Below are 17,984 nucleotides of genomic sequence, written 5' to 3' on the forward strand. Positions count from 1 at the left end.
TTTATTCTTTCGTAATCACTTCATCCAGATTCAGCATCGTATTGGCCGTCACGGTCAGAGCCGCCAGTTGGGGCGTCGCATCTTCGCAGGACAAGAGTTGGTGGGCATCTTCCGGATGCTGGCGATAATAGGTTTCGGTATTGCGGTACAATCGGGTCAAAACCGCCAGTTTTTTCGGCGTCAGGTCCCGCAGCATCACCAGTCGAAACCCAGCCTGAATCTGCTGTTCGGGCGTTTTTCCGCGCAGTTTCATCGTTTCGGCCAACCGCTGGGCGGCTTCCACATACACCGGGTCGTTGAGCGTCACCAGTGCCTGCAATGGCGTGTTGGTCCGCAACCGCCGGAGCTGGCAAAATTCCCGGCTGGGGCTGTCGAAGGTAATCATCGACGGATACGGAGCCGTCCGTTTCCAGTACGTATACAACGCCCGGCGATAGCGGTCTTCGCCTTCGCTCAGCTTCCAGGATTCACCACTGTAGGGCGATTGCCAGATGCCGTCGGGCTGGGGCGGCATCACACTGGGACCGTATAACTTGTTGCTCAACAGGCCGGTAACCGCCAGCGCCTGATCCCGAACCTGCTCGGCGGCCAGCCGGACGCGGGGCCCACGCGCCAGCAATTTGTTGTAGGGATCTTTCGCCAGCAACTCCGGCGATACTTCGGAATGTTGGCGATACGTCGCTGAAACCACGATTTTCTTCAGTAATTTCTTGACACTCCAGTGATCGGTTTCCATGAAATCAACGGCCATCCAATCCAGCAATTCGCGGTGCGTCGGCTGAATGCCCTGGGTTCCGACGTCCTCGACGGTTTCGACAATTCCGGTTCCGAACAACTGTTCCCAAAACCGGTTGACGGCCACCCGCGCCGTCAGCGGATGTTCGCGGCTCACCATCCATTTTGCCAGGCCTAAGCGGTTTTTAGGCAATTCTTTTGCCATTGGCGGAAGCGATTTCGGCACGTCGGGTTTCACTTCCTTGCCCTTCACCAGCCAGTTGCCCCGCTCGAAAACGTGGGTTTTCCGGGCCAGATCACCGGTTCCGTCCTGCATGATGGGCGTCGATTCGGGCCGGGTATTCAAAATTTCCGCCAGTTTCAGATCCATCTCGCCTAATTCCGTTGCGGGTTGATGGGGCAGTGCGGGTTGAAACGATACCCATCTGATCTGGACCCAATCTTTCGGCGTTTCCGGGCTGCTCAGCGTCAGATAAAGATCATGGCGACCCGAAACCGGCGGAAGCGCAAAAATCATGGTGGTGTCGCGGCCGGTAGGCGTCGGCGAGTTCATCAAAACCGGGCCGGTCGGGCTGTCCTGGTGCAGGGTCAGAACGGCGTTTTTGGCCTTTGTTCCCCATTGCATAATCAGGCGGTTTTTGCCCGTCAGGTCGATGTTTTTGATCCGCCCCGAACCGCCATCCTGCACCCCGAAAAATTTGGCATCAATCAGCGACGCGTTGACGTACTGATCGAAATCGTGCGAGTTGATTTTGGGTTCGGTAATCCGGACGAATTTCATTACGTCCTGCGCCTGCCGGGGCTGCTTCACATGCCCTTTCAGCCAGCTATTCAAGGCCTGAACTTTTAGCGAATCTTCCTTTTTGTAAAACCGCAGGGTCGGGGTTTCGGTCGTCACGTCCTCGTCGCGGGCGTTGTTGAAAAACGCCAGGTACTTGTAATATTCTTCGTGGACAAATGGATCGTAGGGGTGGGTGTGGCACTGCACACAGCCAAAGGTGGTTCCCTGCCAGACGTCCCAGGTCGTATTGACGCGGTCCATTACGGCAGCCACGCGAAACTCTTCGTCCTGCGTTCCACCTTCGTCGTTGGTCATCGTGTTGCGGTGAAAACCGGTCGCAATCAATTGGTCGTCCGTCGGGTTGGGCAATAAATCACCGGCCAGTTGTTCGACGGTAAACTGATCGAACGGTTTGTCCTGATTGAAGGCTTTGATGAGCCAGTCGCGGTACCGCCAGATGGTCCGTCCCGGATCGCGTTCATACCCTTTCGTGTCGGCGTAGCGGGCCAGATCGAGCCACATGCCCGTCCAGCGTTCGCCGTAAGCCGGAGAAGCCAGCAGCCGGTCGACCACCTTTTCGTAGGCATTCGGGGAAGTATCGGCGACAAAATCAGCCACTTCTTTTTCCGTTGGCGGCAAACCGGTCAGGTCGAGCGAAACCCGGCGGATCAGCGTGGCTTTGTCGGCTTCGGGCGATGGTTTCAGCCCTTCCGGTTTCAATTTATCCAGAACAAAATGGTCGATTTCATTTTTCGCCCAGTTCAGTTCGTCGTTTTCAACGATGCCGAGTCGCGACCAGAATGTGCCGATGTTCGGAACGTCCGGTTTTTCAACGGTTTGGTACGCCCAGTGATCGCCCCATTCGGCGCCCTGGTCAATCCATTTCCGCAGCAGTTCGATTTCTTCCGGTTTCAGCGGGGGCGCTTCCAGCGGCATCCGTTCATCGTGGTCGGTGAGCGTCAACCGGCGGATCAGTTCGCTGGCATCGGCATCGCCCGGCACAATGGCCAGTTTCCCGGATTTGGCCGGTGCGAGGGCTTCGTGTTTGAAGAGCAGGCTATAGTTCGACGCCTTTTTGACGCCCCCGTGGCAGGCAATGCAGTTTTTGTTGAGCAGCGGTTTGATCTGGGTATTAAAATCCACCTTATCCTCGAAGATTCCGAGGAACGAAGAAAGCGTAAGCGCAACCACCACGGCCAACCCGCCAACCACCAGGAGTTGAGGTTTCATAAGTAAAGGTTCAGGTTTCTGGGTTTCGACTCCTTATAAAGAGTCGAAAAGGGAATGTACTGTTTCGAACTACAAAAATTACAAATTTTCCGGACTTTTCCGCGTTAAAACTGGATAATAATCGGGATCGTAACAGCAAGAAGCCCGACCGGTATGTCCGATCGGGCTTCGTCAACTCCCGGCGTTTTCGATGATTGTATGAATGCGAGTTCCAGTTCCAGTTAATCAGGCTCCAGCGAGTCCTTCTGTTAATAGTCTTGTAGCGATCGGATCAGATAGAAGCTCTGGAGGAGCGTTCTGTTAATAGTCTCTTGTAGCGATCAGATCAGATAGAAGCTCCGGAGGAGCGTTCTGTTAATAGTCTCTTGTAGCGATCGGATCAGATGGAAGCTCCGAAGGAGCGTTCTGTTAATAGTCTTGTAGCGATCAGATCAGATGGAAGCTCCGGAGGAGCGTTCTTCTACAGAACGCTCCTCCGGAGCTTCTCGTTATTCAGCACCTTTTTCTATAAACAGGAAGCCCCTCCGGGGCAAATCCGTCTTTGATTCTGAATTACTCGCTGCGCAAACTTTCCACCGGGTTGGTCAGGGCGGCTTTCACACTTTGGAAACACACCGTCAGGAAGGCAATGGCGATGGCCAGCAATCCCGCCAGCGCAAACACCCACCACGCAGGTTCAAGCTTGTACTCAAAGCTCTGCAGCCACTGATTCATGGCATACCAGGCAAGGGGTGCAGCCATGACGATGGCGATGAATACCAGTTTCAAAAAATCTTTCGACAACAACAGCACGATACTGGCAACCGATGCACCAAGCACTTTACGAACGCCAATCTCTTTGGTGCGTTGCTCGGCGGCAAAAGCCGTCAGACCAAACAGCCCCAGACAGGCAATCAACACCGCCAGAATCGTGAAGGTCAGCAGGATTTGGCCCTGTTTCTGTTCCGCTTTGTACTGCTGCGAAAAGTTTTCATCCAGAAAATGAAAGTCAAGCGTATTGGCCGGATCGAAGGTTTGGTAGACCGACCGGATGTAGGCCAGGGCTTCGGTTACTTTCGTGGGTTGAATCCGAACATAGACATTGTCTTTCTCAAAAGGAGCGGGCATCTGCAGCACCAGCGGCTCGATTTTATGCTGAAGCGAATAGGTATGAAAATCCTTGACAACGCCCACCACCCGGGCTTCGGCGGTGTGCTTTTCCTGATCGATGTAGTATTTTACCCGCTTGCCGACGGGCTGCTTCCAGCCGAGTTGCTTCACCAGCGTTTCGTTGACTAAAACCGCACCGAACAGGTCGCTTTTGAACGATTCGGAGAAGTTTCGTCCGTTCAGCAGTTTAATTTCCAGGGTCTTGAGGTAGTCCGAATCGACCGAAAATTTCTGGACAACCTGCGTACTGGCTGCAATCGCCCCGTTTTGCTCAAAAAACATCCCGTTACCACCGATGTTATTGTTACCAATCGGATTGCTGGCGGCCGACGCACTCTGTATCAACGGGTTCCGTAGCAGAGCCTCTTTGAGTGCCTCGACGCGCTGGCGGGTTTCGTCACTGCTGATGTGAAAGGTGAGCACCTGTTCTTTGTTGAACCCCAAATCCTTGTGCATCACAAATTCCATTTGCCGGTACACAATGCCGGAGCAGGCAATCAGCGCAATCGTGGCCACAAACTGAAACACGACCAGCGATTGCTTAAAAAAGTTGCTGCCCGATTGGGACCCAACCTGCCCCCGCAGAGCCGCTGTAGGCCGAAAACCCGACAGCATCAGGGCGGGATAGAGACCGCTCAACGCACCCAGAGCGAGCGAAAGGCCACCAACCACCAGGACCGTAGTCGGTCCATCGGGAATCGACAGCGACTTATCGGCCAATTGATTGAAAAGAGGTAAGGCGATCATCACCACGCCCGTACTAACCAAACCTGCCAGGAACGTCATGAGCATTGACTCGGTCAGAAATTGCCCGATGAGCTGCTGCCGAAATGAGCCGATCGCTTTCCGAACACCGACCTCACGGGTCCGTTTCAGGGAACGGGCCGTATATAAATTCACGTAGTTGATGCAGGCAATCAGCAGAATCAGGGCCGCCACGACCGCAAATATGGACACCGTCCGCGCGTTGCCGTTCGGGCTGATTTCATAGTCGAGCTGCGAGTGGAGGTGAATCGACCTGAGCGGCTGGAGTTCCATGCGGTAATTCACCCCTTCCCCCAGTTCTTTTTTCAGGTATTTCTGGTAAAAACCGGGTAGCTTGGCTTCCAGCGTTTTGGAATTGCTTCCTTCGGTCAACAGCAGGTAGGTATAGAGTTCGAAACTTTGCCAGCCGCTGGTATAATTGGTTGGCAACGAGCGCAAGGCCCTGAACTGCAAATGCGAATTGGCCGGTACATCCTCGATCACCCCCGTAACCGTATTGGGGAAATTGTTGCTGAACAGAACGACTTTTCCAACCGCCTGTCCGGCATCACCAAACAGACTTTCGGCAACGCTCTTCGTCAGGACGATACTTTGCGGTTTACTCAATGCCGAAGCCGGATCGCCATACAGCAACGGAAAGGTAAATACCTCAAACACCGACGGGTCGGTGAAAAAGATGTTGCCGACCTCAATTTTTTTGTCGTTGAACGTAATCTGTCCACCACCTTCGGTGCTGAACCGAACAGTCTTTTCAACTTCCGGGTATTCATTCTTCAGGGCTGGACCAAACGGCGCGGAAGTCGGGGCGAGTTTGAGGTTTCCACCGGGCCACTGTGCATAATGAACCACCCGGACGATGCGGTCCGCTTTGGTATGAAAACGATCGTAGCTCAACTCATCCAGGACGTACAGCGCCATCAACCCTACCGCAGCCATCCCAATTCCCAGTCCGACTACATTGAGACCGCTGAATAGCTTGTTTTTCCAGAAGGTCCGAATCGTGATTTTGATATAATTGCGTAGCATAATCGGTAACGGGTTGAAGGTTTAAGACGGAAGCTTATTAGAATCGAAGCCCGGGTCAGGCTGTATCATAGGCCATTCCAAAAGCCGTACCAAATAAATAATGCGTTCATTATCAATAAATACAAGCCCTTTCTTTGCTACGTTGTCCGCAAATGGACGGTTGGGTTGACCGCTTGCGGACAGGTACTCAAACCATTACTTCACGGCCGGTTCCAGCAACCGGATCGTTCCGGTATTGGCGTCCATTTCGGCTTCAATACCGAGTGGAACGGTGAATTTGTGCGTAATGTGGCCGATCATGGCGCCCGAATAGGCCGGTTTTTTCAGCGGAATAATGTGATCGCGAAAAACGTCTTCCAGCGTCAGCGAACCGTAACCTTTGCCGGGCTCGCAGTCGGTGCATTTCCCGAAAACAAAACCGCTGATCTGATCCAGAACGCCCGCCAGTTTGAGTTGCGTAATCATCCGGTCCATCCGGTAGACATCCTCGCCAATGTCCTCCAGAAACAGAATGCTGTCTTTCCAGTCCGGCAGGTATTTTGATCCCATCATGTGGCTCAAAACCGTCAGGTTACCGCCCATAAGCCGCCCGCGGGCTTTGCCGGGGTTCAGCGTGTCGATCCGGTCTTTGACCTGAGTCAGCAAATCGCCCTTGTCGTGCGGGTTTTCCATCAAAACCGCCTGACCGTCCATCAGCATCTGGCGGAAATAGTTCACCGTGAACGGATTGAACGTCGCAGACCCCACCGGGCCGTGCATCGTCACCAATCCCGTTTGGGTGTAAATGCCCAGTAACAAGGCCGTAATGTCGCTGTATCCGACCAGAATTTTCGGATTCCGCCGGATCAGGTTGTAATCGAGCAATGGCAACAACCGGGCACATCCCCAACCGCCGTGCATGGCCATGATGGCATTTACACTGGAATCAGCAAACATCGCATTGAGGTCGGCGGCCCGGTCGGCATCGGTCCCGGCCAGATACCCGTAGCGGTCGAAAACGTGTTTGGCAATGACGGTTTTGAACCCCAGTGCCTGTAGCGATTCCACCGCGACCTGCACCGTTTCGTGCGTGAAAGCCGGAGCCGCCGGGCCTACCAGCGCCACCGTATCGCCCGGTTTAAGCCTCGGTGGTTTGATCACGGAAAGCGGTGGACGAAAAGCCGGGATGGCCGCAGCAGCGGTGAGCGTTTGCAAAAAGTTTCGGCGGGACAACGACATGGGACGGAAACAAGTAGTAGGAATTGAGATAAAAAGAGTAACAAGATAAACCAGATTACAACGCGATTCCATAATTTAGATCGCATTCGGTATTTTTAAAAAAATTTAAAATAGTTTTATTGGTGTTACGAATAAGTATACCGAATTTTGCCGCACCGCACGAACCACAATCTACCATTCGTTATGATTTCTGAACCTTCCATTGTCGAAAATGCGTCGGGTCGTAAACCGGGTGAGCCGGTGCAATCGGCCATCACGTACGAAAAAATTCCGACGCACATCTACGCCGATGCGAAAGATGCGTCCCGCGCCGTCGCCCACGAAATTGCGGATCTGATCCGCGCCAAACAGCAACAGGGCAAATTGTGTGTGCTGGGTCTGGCCACCGGCTCATCACCCAAAACGGTGTATGCCGAACTCATCCGGCAACACCGCGAAGAAGGCCTGAGTTTCCATAACGTGGTGACATTCAACCTGGACGAATATTATCCGATGGAACCCGATTCGCTGCAAAGCTACGTGCGGTTTATGAAGGAGCAGTTGTTCGACCACGTCGATATTCCGGAAGGCAATTATCACATTCCCGACGGAACCGTTCCGGTCAACAAAGTGGCCGAGTTCAGCCGGTCGTACGAAGAAAAAATTCAATCGTACGGGGGGCTGGATTTTCAACTGCTCGGCATCGGGGGTAATGGTCACATCGGTTTTAACGAACCGGGTTCGCTGATCAATTCACACACCCGCCTGATGATGCTCGATCACTCGACGCGGGCGGCTGCGGCCATGGATTTTGGGAGTCTGGTAAGAACCCCGAAAAAGGCCATTACGATGGGCGTTGCCGCCATTCTAAGCGCCCGGCGGGTGGTTCTGCTGGCTTGGGGTGAACGCAAAGCGCCGGTGATCCGGGCCGCTTTGGAAGGCACCGTTACCGAATCCATTCCGGCTTCGTACCTCCAAACCCACCCCAACGCCTTGTTTGTAATCGATCAGGCGGCCGCGTCGGACCTGACCCGGATGCAAACGCCCTGGCTCGTCGATACCGTTGAGTGGGACAACAGCATGGTTAAAAAAGCCGTGACGTACCTGTCACGCTCGCTGAAAAAACCGGTTCTGAAACTGACCAACAAAGATTACAACGACAACGGGATGAGCGACTTGCTGGCTCAGGTAGGCCAGGCATACGATCTGAACATCGACGTTTTCAATCAACTGCAACATACGATTACGGGTTGGCCGGGTGGCAAGCCCAATGCCGACGATACGAAGCGCCCCGAACGCGCCCTGCCCGCCAGCAAACGCTGCCTGATTTTCAGCCCGCACCCCGACGATGACATCATTTCGATGGGGGGAACCTTCCAGCGCCTGGTCGACCAGGGCCACGAGGTTCACGTGGGGTACCAGACGTCCGGCAACATTGCCGTGGCCGATGACGAAGCCCTGCGGTTTGCGGATTATGTGGTGGACTTTAACGAGAAATTCGGAATCGACAGCCCCGAAGCAACCCAGATTTTTCGCGATGCGGCCGAGTTCCTGCGCGCCAAGAAAGACAGTGAAATGGATTCGACGGAAGTGCGGTACATCAAAGGTTTGATCCGGAAAGGTGAGGCCAAATCGACCTGCCGGTTTGTCGGGATTCCGGTTGAAAACGCCCACTTTCTGAACATGCCGTTCTACGAAACCGGCAAAGTGGAGAAGAGTGCGCTGAGCGAAGCCGACATTCAGGTGGTGATGGACGTCATTAAACAGATAAAACCGCACCAGATTTATGCCGCCGGTGACCTTGCCGATCCGCACGGAACGCACAAAGTTTGCCTCGACGCCATCATGGAAGCCGTTCGCCGGTTGAAAAATGAGGACTTCATGCAGGATTGCTGGGTGTGGCTCTACCGCGGTGCCTGGGCCGAGTGGGATATCCACGAAATCGAAATGGCCGTTCCGATGTCGCCCGACCAGGTGATGCGCAAACGGCTCGGTATTTTCAAACACCAGTCGCAGAAAGACGGCGTGGTCTATCAGGGGTCCGATTCGCGGGAGTTCTGGCAACGCGCCGAAGAACGCAACCGGGCCACGGCTGGTTTGTATAACCAGCTCGGTCTGGCCGAATACGAAGCGATGGAAGCCTTTGTACGCTGGAAATTTTAACGTAGCCACGAACTTCTTTTGACAAGCCCCAGCTCTTTACCCGGCTGGGGCTTTTTTTTGCCCGGCCAGCGGTTGAATCGTTTTAAGGCCGATAAGCGCCGGGATTCGGGTGCGCGGCTTTGAATCTGTCGGACCGGTGTCTATTTTTGTGACACGCGGGGCTGTCACCCGTTCAATCCCTACCAACTTGACTTTAACCGACCGCGCCTTCTGGCTCAATTACTGGGAATCAAAAGAAGGGCTTATTTTCCAGATTCCGGACAAATACCCGTTTCTGCCCCTGATCCGGCAACTGGTGGCGGCTCACCCCATCCAGTCGGTGCTGGAACTGGGCGGTTTTCCGGGGTATTATTCGGTCTGGATGAAAAAACACCTGAACACCGATGCCACGCTGCTCGACTACGTTGTTCATCAGAAAATCCTGCATGAACTGGAAAAAGCGAACGGTTTGCCGGAACATTCCGTCGGCGTGATCGAAACCGATCTGTTTCAGTATTCGCCCCAACGCGGTTTTGACATGGTGACCTCGAACGGACTCATCGAACACTTCGACGACACGGCGGTTATTCTCGAAAAACACGTTGAATCGCTGAATCCCGGCGGTTTGTTACTCGTTACTCTGCCCAACTTCCGGGGGTTGAACGGCTGGTTTCAGAAGACCTTCGATCCGGAAAACTACGCCAAACACAACATCCGGTCGATGGATTTGGAACTGCTCCGAACCACCAGCGAACGGCTGGGTCTGAAAAATATCAAGGTCTACTACGACGGGCGGTTTATGCTCTGGTTTGAGCGTGAATCCGAAAAACCGCTGCTGGGTCGCCTGCTCCGAAAGCTCCTATGGCTTCCGCTGAAAGTGTTTTTCAAACTGGTTCCGGTTGAAACCAAAACGTTTTCGCCCTACATCGTTTTGACGGCTACCAAATGAAGGTTCTGCACCTGAGCACGTTTCATCAGTTTGGCGGGGCGGCCATTGCCGCCAACCGGATCAATCAGGCGCTGAACCGGGCCGGTTTTTCGTCCGCTATGCTGGTGGCCGACACGTCGGTGGTCGAACCGTTTGTGACGTCGCTCGCCCAAACGCCCTGGCAAAAACGCTGGCACACCGCCCGGTTTGCGCTCGACCGCCTGACCTTTATGCCCTTCGAACGCAGCCGCGACGTCCGGTTTGCCTTCTCGCCTGCCCTGGTCGGTACCGACATTAGCCAGCATCCGCTTGTGCAACAGGCTGACATTCTGCACCTTCACTGGACTTCGTTTGGTTTCTTATCGACCCGATCGTTGAACAAGTTGTTTGCGTTGCAAAAACCGGTCGTCTGGACGATGCACGACATGTGGGCCTTCACGGGTGGCTGCCACCACAGCGGCACCTGCGAGGGCTACCAACACCACTGCGGTAACTGCCCGTTCCTCCGGACGGCTGCGCCCGACGACCTCTCCCACAGCGGTTGGCTCCGCAAGCAAACGGCGTATCAAAACGCCCGGCTGACGCCGGTAGGATGCAGCCAGTGGCTGGCGAACCGGGCGCGGCAAAGCAGCTTGTTTGGTAAATTAGTGGTTCAATCGATTCCGAATCCACTGGATACCAAGGTGTTCGTTCCGGTTCCGAAAGCCGTTGCCCGCTGGGAATTGAAACTGCCGGATCACAAACGGTTTATTCTTTTTGCCGCTACGAAAGTATCGGCGGTGGGCAAAGGCTTTTCGTATTTCCAGAAAGCCCTGGGGTTGTTGCGACAGCAACTGGCGCAGCCCGACGATGTGGAACTGCTGATTTTCGGAGCGGGCGACGAAAGTTTGTTGCAGGAATTACCGTTCAACTACCACTTTCTCGGTTCCCTGAACAGTGTGCAGCAGATCGTCACAGCCTACAGTGCCGCTGATTTGTTCGTCATTCCGTCGCTGGAAGAAAATCTGCCCAACACCATCATGGAGTCGATGGCCTGCGGAACACCCGTGGTCGGTTTTGAGGTGGGCGGCATTCCGGAAATGGTTCAGCATCAGCAGACGGGTTATCTGGTCAACTACCGCTCGGTCGAGGATCTGGCCAACGGCATTCAGTGGGTGCTGGAACAATCCGAAACCGCTTTTCAGCAACTGTCGGCAAACGCCCGAAACCATGTAGTGATGCACTATGACGAAACCGTGGTAGCCCGGCGCTACATCGATCTCTACGAACAAAAAATTGCCCCTAAATCCCCTAAAGGGGACTTTTAGATCCGGAATCAGATGCGTCCAAGTCCCCTTTAGGGGATTTAGGGGCAATTAGAAAATAGCCAGATCGGTTTTCTTGCGGCACAACACTGCAAACGCGCTCGGTTTGATTTTTCGCAGGGCCGGAACGGATTTCAGGATTTGGGTTTTCAGCCAGATCGCCCAGAAAGCCAACGTGTTGGGAGCTGAATGGCGAATGGCGGCCGTGTCGTAGAAAACGCTGTGTTCGGCCAGAATTTCGAACCCTTCGGATTTAAGCAGAAACTTGAACAGCGAGGGCGTGAAAATATTGATGTGACCGTACGACAGGAAGTGATCGGTTTTTTTGTCGACAAAAAAGCTGAAGTCAATCGGTACTTCAAAAAACTGGTATTCCGAAACCCGGGCGATTTCACGCAGCAAAAGCCGCGGATGTTCCACGTGTTCGATCACGTGTGAGCAAGTCGCCAACGGGAATTCTTTCGGCCCATACGGTATTTTGTAGCCATCGAATAGCTGCACATTCTGCAACGACGACAGGCCCCGCTCCCGGATTCGGCTGGCGCCACTTTCCGAGATTTCGAGGGAATACATCGCCGGCGAAAACCGGTTCTGGTCGAGTTGCTGCAAAACCGCCCCGTCGCCGGAACCGACATCCAGCATCTTCGGAAAGTTGTAGGATTGACACAGACGGCGAATGGTTTCGGCCTTCATCCGGGCGCCCATATTCCGCCAGGTGCGGTCAGAATCAGCGTATTGTGACCGGTATGCGTCCTGAAGTGCCGATGAGGTTGTTGAATTCGTTTCCATTCAGCCGTTGGTTAGCACGTAAAATTACCGTTTTTTTGTGAATTGCCCGCGCTCTTACTATGCCCTTACTTTCCATCATCACCATCACCTACAACGCCGAACGCTTTCTGGAGCGCACCATTCAGAGCCTGTTGGCCAACCAACCGGGCGCCGAGGTGGAGTACCTGATCATCGATGGCAACTCCAAAGACGGGACACTGGACATCGTGCGGCAGTACGAAAAGCACATCACCCACTGGATTTCGGAACCCGATCGCGGGTTGTATGACGCCATGAACAAAGGCCAGCAACGGGCCACGGGCGACTACGTCTGGTTTATGAATGCCGGTGATGAGCTTCACGACGGAGCGGTTTTGTCGAAGCTCCTGAACCAGATCCGGAACAATCCCGCCGATGTCTATTACAGCGACGCACTGTTTGTGGACGACCACGGCAAAGCCCTGGGATTACGCAGCCAAATTACGCCCCACGTCCTGCCCCACCACCTGAGCTGGCGCGACATGGCCCTGGGAATGAAGGTCTGTCACCAGGCGTTTATTGCCCGCCGAACGCTGGCCCCGCCCTTTCGAATCGACAACCTTAGCGCGGACATCGATTGGGAGATTCGCTGTCTGAAAACCGCTCAGAAAGTTGTTATGCTCGATTTTGTCTTGTGTAAGTATCTGGTCGGCGGTTTGTCGGTTCAACGGCACCGGCAGTCGCTCCGGGATCGGTTCACCGTGTTGGCCGATCATTTCGGCGTGGCAACGACCTTGTGGAACCACGTCCGGATTGTGGCCCGGGCGGTGCGGTTTCGGATTTGCTGACTAGAAAGGGCTCGCTGCCGGTCCGTGGGTGCGATACAAGGTAACACTACACGGCGGCAGGTTGATCGGCTGACCCGGTTCGGCCTGTGCGGGCAACAGCGCGGTTTCTGACGTGACAACTTCCTGCCACGTTGGGTCTTTCGAATCCAGGATCTTGTCCCAGGCTGGTGCCCAGGTGGGCAGTGCGTACGAAACAGGTTCGTCGGAGAGGTTAAACAGGCAAAGGATATGCGATTGGCCGTCGGCGGTTTGGCGATTCAGAACAAAGCCGGATTGCCCCAAAACCGTAACCCGGAGGTCATTTTTGGCGACGTTCTGCAACACCGGTTCGGTTCGGCGCAGTTCGATCAGCGTCCGGTGCCACTCGAGCATAATCCGGTGTTTGCCTTCCGTACGTTTTTCCCATTGCAGAACAGAGTCGGTAAACGTCGCTTTGTCGAAGGGATCTTTCGGGTCGTCGGTCCAGCCAAAAGAAGCAAACTCATCCCGACGGCCTTCCTGAACCGCCCGGATCAGTGCTTCTTCGGAGTGATCGACAAAATAATAGAAGGGGGCCTCTTCGGCGTATTCTTCCCCCATGAACAGTAGTGGCACATACGGTGACAGCAAAACGGCGGCTGCGGCCACTTTTTGCCGCTCGAAATCAACCAGCACCGACAGCCGTTCGCCCCCCACGCGGTTGCCGACCTGATCGTGGTTCATATTAAAAACCACAAACTGGTCGCCCGGCAGGCCCGCCGATGAAGCCCCGAACTTCCGTTTTCGGAAAGAAGCATATTCCCCACTGACCACAAAACCATCGGTGTAGGCTTTGGCCAGTTGCTCCATCTGGCCGAAATCGCCGTAGCGATCTTTGCCTTCTTTATGAATCAAAACGTACAGTGCGTGGTGAAAATCGTCGAGCCACTGGGCATCGAAACCGAAACCGCCCATTTCGGGTGATTTGATGACGCGCGGGTCGTTCAGGTCAGATTCGGCCACCAGATGCAACGAACGTCCCAGCCGCTTCTCCAGTACCTTGACTTCGTGATGAACCTGTTCCCAGATGTGGAAAGCACCCATATCGAACACCGCATGAATGGCATCGAACCGGAGCCCGTCGATGTGGTAATGCTCAAACCAGTGCAGCGGATTGTTGGAGAAATAATCCCGCACCCCATCCGACCATTCGTCGTCGAAATTGATGGCGTCGCCCCAGGGCGTGTGGTATTTGGAATTGAAATAAGGCCCAAACCGGCTGAAATAATTGCCTTCGGGACCCATGTGGTTGTAGACCACGTCCAGAAAAACCGCCATGCCGCGGGCGTGGCAGGCATCCACCAGTTTTTTCAATCCATCCGGGCCACCGTAGGAATTCTGAACCGAGTAGAGGTAGACGCCGTCGTAGCCCCAATTGCGGGTGCCGGGAAACTGGGCGACAGGCAGGATTTCCAACGCGTTAATGCCGGTTTCCATCAACGCATCGAGCCGGGGAATGATGGCTTCGAACGTGCCTTCGGGCGTAAACGTGCCGACGTGCAGTTCATACAGAATCAGATCGCAGAAGGGGAGGCCCCGCCAGTTCTGATCCTGCCAGGCATGGGCAGCATGGTCGATCACCGCCGAGGGGCCGTGGACGCCTTCGGGCTGAAAATGAGAGGCCGGATCGGAGTAGGCTTTCCCGCCGTCCGGTTTGAAAAAATACCGCGTACCTGGCTGAACATCCGTCACTTCCACGCAAAAATAACCCCATTCCACGCGTTGCATGGGAATTTGGCGTTCGCCAGGGTCGAGAAGTTGGAGCGTCATGGATTCTTTCTCCGGCGCCCAAACCGAAAAAATACAGGAACCGTTACCGGTATAGTTTGCACCAATGTTTTTCATAATCGTTTAATCAAGTCGGATAATTATTCCTTCGTCACCACTCAGCGTGATGGTTTTGCTGACGGTTTTTCCTTCCCGTTCGCGGGAAGTGGCCAGCGCAATGACGCCTTTGAGCGAAGGGTCTTTTGGTTTAAAATAAGCCGGTCGGTGGCTCAGGTTCAGCACCATCAAAAAACGGGGGTGCCCTTTTGCCTGCCGAATGTAGGCCATCAGGTTGGTGTCGGCATACACCGGCACGTAATTGCCCATCCTAAGCGAAAGTTCTTGTTGCCGCAAGGCCAGCAGGCGTTTGTGCAGGGAAAGCATCGAATCGGGATCTTCGTTTTGCACCTGCACGTTTTCGCGGGCGTGGTTTCCGGCCAGTCGGAGCCAGGGCTTTCCGGTGGTAAAACCGGCATTGGGTTGCTGATCCCACAGCATGGGTGTTCGGGCGGGGTCGCGGCTCAGGTTTTTGTCCGGCATGTTCAGCCCCTGCGGGTCCTGTACCTCTTCCAACGGAATGGGAACGTCGCGCATCCCGATTTCGTCGCCGTAGTAGACTGTCGGAGTGCCTCGCAGGGTCAGCAGCAACAGAGCCGCCACCCGCGCCTGATCGCGGCCGACCCGGCTCGTAATCCGGGGCTGGTCGTGGTTGCCCAGCACCCAGTTGGGCCAGCCGCCCGCCGGTAGAAGCCCTTCGTACTGATCGATGGCCGTGGCAATCTGGCGGGCGTCCCAGGGGAGTTGCAGCAACTGAAAATTGAAGGGGAGGTGTGCGCCCTTGCCGTCGATGCCGTAGTACGTCATCAGTCGGTGAATGGGGAGGTAAATCTCGCCGATCATTATGCATTCGGTATACTGGTCGAGGACCTGCCGCATTTTCAAAACCAGGTCGTGTACGTCGGGCTGGTCGGTGGAGAAAACCGGTAAAAGCTGCTCGTAAGTTGCCTGGTGCGGCTGGTAGTCTGGATTGGGCGGGTTATCGCGGAACAGATCGTCCTTGATCATATGCCACATCACATCCACCCGGAACCCGTCGACGCCTTTTTCGAGCCAGAACCGCATGACGTCGAACATCGCTTGCTGCACTTCCGGATTTCGCCAGTTCAGATCGGGTTGCTCTTTCAGAAACGCGTGGTAATAATACTGCCGCGTGGTTTCGTCCCATTCCCAGCCGCTCCCGCCAAACACACTGAGCCAGTTGTTGGGAACGGAACCGTCCGGGAGGGCATCCCGCCAGAGGTACCAGTCGCGCTTCGGGCTGGTGCGCGACGACCGGGATTCCAGAAACCAGGGGTGCTGGTCGGAGGTATGGTTGGGAACCAGATCCAGAATCAGTTTCAGACCCCGCTGGTGTACCTCCGTCAGCAGCGTGTCGAAGTCGGCCAAGGTGCCAAACGAAGGGTGAATATTCTGGTAATCAGCAATGTCGTAGCCGAAGTCGGCCATCGGTGACGGGTAAATCGGCGAAAGCCAGATGGCGGTAATGCCCAGTTCTTTCAGGTAATCCAGGCGTTTGAGAATGCCCGGCAGGTCGCCGATGCCGTCGCCGTTGCTATCCTGAAAGGAGCGGGGGTAAATCTGGTAAATGACGCCTTCCTGCCACCACAGAGGTTTCGTTTGCTGTTCTTCCATAAGTGTCCGGGGTACGGGATGATTCTGCACGCCGGTCATCCCGGATGTTTCGGGAAGGACCTTCGCTGCTGATTTAATAACCCCAATTACGGGTTCAGGGATGAGAAAAAAGGGCGAAAAACGATTATTCGGTCCGGTTTTCGGTGTTTAAGACATTTTCTCACCAACAGACCCGCCTTTTTCGGAAAATGCCCTGCCCCAGGCAGGGGTGAGGACAACCAACAGCGCGGCCAGAACCAGGCCCGCCAGGATGAAGGCTTTCTGAACGGTAAACCACTCCGTCGGGATGAACGCCAGGTCGGTAAAATGGGGGATGCGAATGACCAAAAGCAGCAGAACCGACAAAAAGCCCACCGCAACCCGAACAACCATCGATTTGTGGTGGGACGGGATGTCAACGGATTGGATCTGGCTGGAAATCAACAGCAGGGAGCATCCGAAAGCCATCGCCAGCCAACGCCCGTAGTCCATGGCAATCAGGGACAGCAATACCGCCATGAATCCAATACCACAAATGGCAAACAGGAGCCGCCCGCGGTTTTGATACGTCAGGGTGATGTTGAACAGGCGGAGCAGCCCGTACAAAGCCCCAAACTGACCGACATACAGGAGTAGATAGAGAAAAGGATTCATACCGGTCAGATGCACCCGGGCGTTGTTGATATTGGTCCAGAAGGGCAATTTCTGAAAATAAGCAAATGCAGCGAATTGGTGTCGGTTAAAACCCAGGGCGACGTACTGCTCGACGAACTGTTCAGTAATGGTCCGGGAGTTGCCACTCAGCGTCGACAGCAGTAGCGTGGCGATTGTACCTACTGCAAAGTATAGTCCCCGTTGCTGACGGGTGGCGGTTTGGTTCAACCAGTGGTAACCCAACAAAAACGGCAGAAATAGGAAAAAGAAGCTGTCATGAACCAGGGCGCCAATGAGGATAAAGGCGACATTGCCGGGCCAGCTTCTGACGTCATAGGCAACCAGCCCGAGAAAGAACAGGTAGAAAAAGAGTTCTTTGCGAATCGCCAGCGGGTCTTTCAGGTATAGGGCGATTCCGAACGGGGAGAAGAAAATCAGATAAGCACCGATCAGGCTCCAGGCCGCTTCTTTGCCGGATCGGAGAAAAAAAATCAACACGAGGGGAGACAACAGACACAGGCTGTAGGCCAGCGTGATGAGGGCCAGAAGAAGGCTCCGGTTTTGAAAAAGAATGAAAAAATTACCCACCAGCGCCCGCCGGTTAAAACCGAAGCCGTAGTTCATCAGGGTTTCCGCCAGGGTATAGCCCAACTGGTCGTTCGTGAGCGGGATCCAGATGGTTTTCAGGGTCATTCCTACGGCGTTGAGCAGCAGCACGATCCATAATAGACGGATATACTGCTTCTGGGAAAACGGAATTCGGCCAATCATACGTCCGGGATGCAGCGATCGAGTCGGTTGAAAGCCGGAAAGTTACCGTTTTGTTTAAAATGGTAACTTTATTTATATCCAATGGAACACTGGATTGATCATGGGGGGTACGCATGAGGGGCAAACGGGGATCAATACCAAAAGTTGTGGATCATCTTGGTTTAAGCATATAACTGAGTTAGTCTGTAAAGGAAAAATTCCACATTTCTTACCCCTCTGAACTGGGCCCGGAACGCTTTGATTTTGGCATT

Annotated in this window: 11 protein-coding genes; 4 read left to right on the forward strand and 7 right to left on the reverse strand. The window is 54.4% G+C overall.

Going from position 1 to position 17,984, the window contains the following annotated elements:
- Position 1: 1 nt before the first annotated feature.
- From ACS5NO_RS04075 to ACS5NO_RS04085, 3 genes are all read right to left on the reverse strand, one after another.
- The gene (locus tag ACS5NO_RS04075; protein ID WP_439413956.1) at positions 2-2,746 is read right to left on the reverse strand and encodes a DUF1553 domain-containing protein; all 2,745 of its coding nucleotides are present in this window, start codon (positions 2,744-2,746) and stop codon (positions 2-4) included.
- 552 nt (positions 2,747-3,298) lie between these two features.
- Positions 3,299-5,686, reverse strand: coding sequence for an ABC transporter permease (locus ACS5NO_RS04080; RefSeq protein WP_439413957.1), 2,388 nt, complete (start codon positions 5,684-5,686; stop codon positions 3,299-3,301).
- Between the two features lie 195 nt (positions 5,687-5,881).
- Positions 5,882-6,904, reverse strand: a complete 1,023-nt coding sequence (locus ACS5NO_RS04085) for a S66 peptidase family protein (protein WP_439413958.1) — start codon at positions 6,902-6,904, stop codon at positions 5,882-5,884.
- Between the two features lie 183 nt (positions 6,905-7,087).
- Between ACS5NO_RS04085 and nagB the strand changes: the two genes are divergently transcribed.
- From nagB to ACS5NO_RS04100, 3 genes are all read left to right on the forward strand, one after another.
- Positions 7,088-9,046: a glucosamine-6-phosphate deaminase gene (gene nagB, locus ACS5NO_RS04090; protein ID WP_150879260.1), complete on the forward strand. Its 1,959-nt coding sequence runs from the start codon at positions 7,088-7,090 to the stop codon at positions 9,044-9,046.
- A 187-nt stretch (positions 9,047-9,233) separates the two neighbouring features.
- Complete coding sequence (locus ACS5NO_RS04095; protein ID WP_439413959.1) at positions 9,234-9,974, forward strand: class I SAM-dependent methyltransferase; 741 nt, start codon at positions 9,234-9,236, stop codon at positions 9,972-9,974.
- Positions 9,971-11,260 (forward strand): glycosyltransferase family 4 protein, encoded by a 1,290-nt coding sequence (locus ACS5NO_RS04100; RefSeq protein WP_439413960.1) that lies wholly within the window; start codon positions 9,971-9,973, stop codon positions 11,258-11,260. Before ACS5NO_RS04095 ends, ACS5NO_RS04100 begins: the two co-directional genes overlap by 4 nt.
- 48 nt (positions 11,261-11,308) lie before the next feature.
- Here ACS5NO_RS04100 and ACS5NO_RS04105 read toward each other — a convergent pair whose 3' ends face one another.
- Complete coding sequence (locus ACS5NO_RS04105; RefSeq protein ID WP_439413961.1) at positions 11,309-12,046, reverse strand: class I SAM-dependent methyltransferase; 738 nt, start codon at positions 12,044-12,046, stop codon at positions 11,309-11,311.
- 59 nt (positions 12,047-12,105) lie between these two features.
- On the opposite strand from ACS5NO_RS04105, the gene ACS5NO_RS04110 reads away from it, so the two are divergent.
- Positions 12,106-12,852: a glycosyltransferase family 2 protein gene (locus tag ACS5NO_RS04110; RefSeq protein WP_439413962.1), complete on the forward strand. Its 747-nt coding sequence runs from the start codon at positions 12,106-12,108 to the stop codon at positions 12,850-12,852.
- Here the strand turns inward: ACS5NO_RS04110 and treZ are convergent, their stop codons facing one another.
- The 3 genes from treZ to ACS5NO_RS04125 form a co-directional block, all read right to left on the reverse strand.
- Positions 12,853-14,715 (reverse strand): malto-oligosyltrehalose trehalohydrolase, encoded by a 1,863-nt coding sequence (treZ, locus tag ACS5NO_RS04115; RefSeq protein ID WP_439413963.1) that lies wholly within the window; start codon positions 14,713-14,715, stop codon positions 12,853-12,855. It abuts the gene before it with no gap.
- Positions 14,716-14,721: 6 nt separating this feature from the next.
- Positions 14,722-16,329 carry an alpha-amylase family glycosyl hydrolase gene (locus ACS5NO_RS04120; protein WP_439413964.1) on the reverse strand — a complete coding sequence of 536 codons (1,608 nt, stop codon included), beginning with the start codon at positions 16,327-16,329 and terminating at the stop codon, positions 14,722-14,724.
- Positions 16,330-16,476: 147 nt separating this feature from the next.
- A complete protein-coding gene (locus ACS5NO_RS04125; protein WP_439413965.1) occupies positions 16,477-17,733 on the reverse strand; it encodes a hypothetical protein in 1,257 nt (418 codons plus the stop codon).
- Between the last annotated feature and the right edge of the window lie 251 nt (positions 17,734-17,984).

The sequence above is a fragment of the Larkinella fluvii genome (assembly GCF_051857545.1).
GTDB lineage: Bacteria > Bacteroidota > Bacteroidia > Cytophagales > Spirosomataceae > Larkinella.

Coding starts and splice junctions, on each gene's coding strand:
- ACS5NO_RS04105 (WP_439413961.1), bottom strand. CDS start 12,046: ATGGAAACGAATTCAACAACCTCATCGGCACTTCAGGACGCATACCGG.
- ACS5NO_RS04110 (WP_439413962.1), top strand. CDS start 12,106: ATGCCCTTACTTTCCATCATCACCATCACCTACAACGCCGAACGCTTT.
- ACS5NO_RS04120 (WP_439413964.1), bottom strand. CDS start 16,329: ATGGAAGAACAGCAAACGAAACCTCTGTGGTGGCAGGAAGGCGTCATT.
- ACS5NO_RS04075 (WP_439413956.1), bottom strand. CDS start 2,746: ATGAAACCTCAACTCCTGGTGGTTGGCGGGTTGGCCGTGGTGGTTGCG.
- ACS5NO_RS04085 (WP_439413958.1), bottom strand. CDS start 6,904: ATGTCGTTGTCCCGCCGAAACTTTTTGCAAACGCTCACCGCTGCTGCG.
- ACS5NO_RS04125 (WP_439413965.1), bottom strand. CDS start 17,733: ATGATTGGCCGAATTCCGTTTTCCCAGAAGCAGTATATCCGTCTATTA.
- ACS5NO_RS04100 (WP_439413960.1), top strand. CDS start 9,971: ATGAAGGTTCTGCACCTGAGCACGTTTCATCAGTTTGGCGGGGCGGCC.
- ACS5NO_RS04080 (WP_439413957.1), bottom strand. CDS start 5,686: ATGCTACGCAATTATATCAAAATCACGATTCGGACCTTCTGGAAAAAC.
- nagB (WP_150879260.1), top strand. CDS start 7,088: ATGATTTCTGAACCTTCCATTGTCGAAAATGCGTCGGGTCGTAAACCG.
- treZ (WP_439413963.1), bottom strand. CDS start 14,715: ATGAAAAACATTGGTGCAAACTATACCGGTAACGGTTCCTGTATTTTT.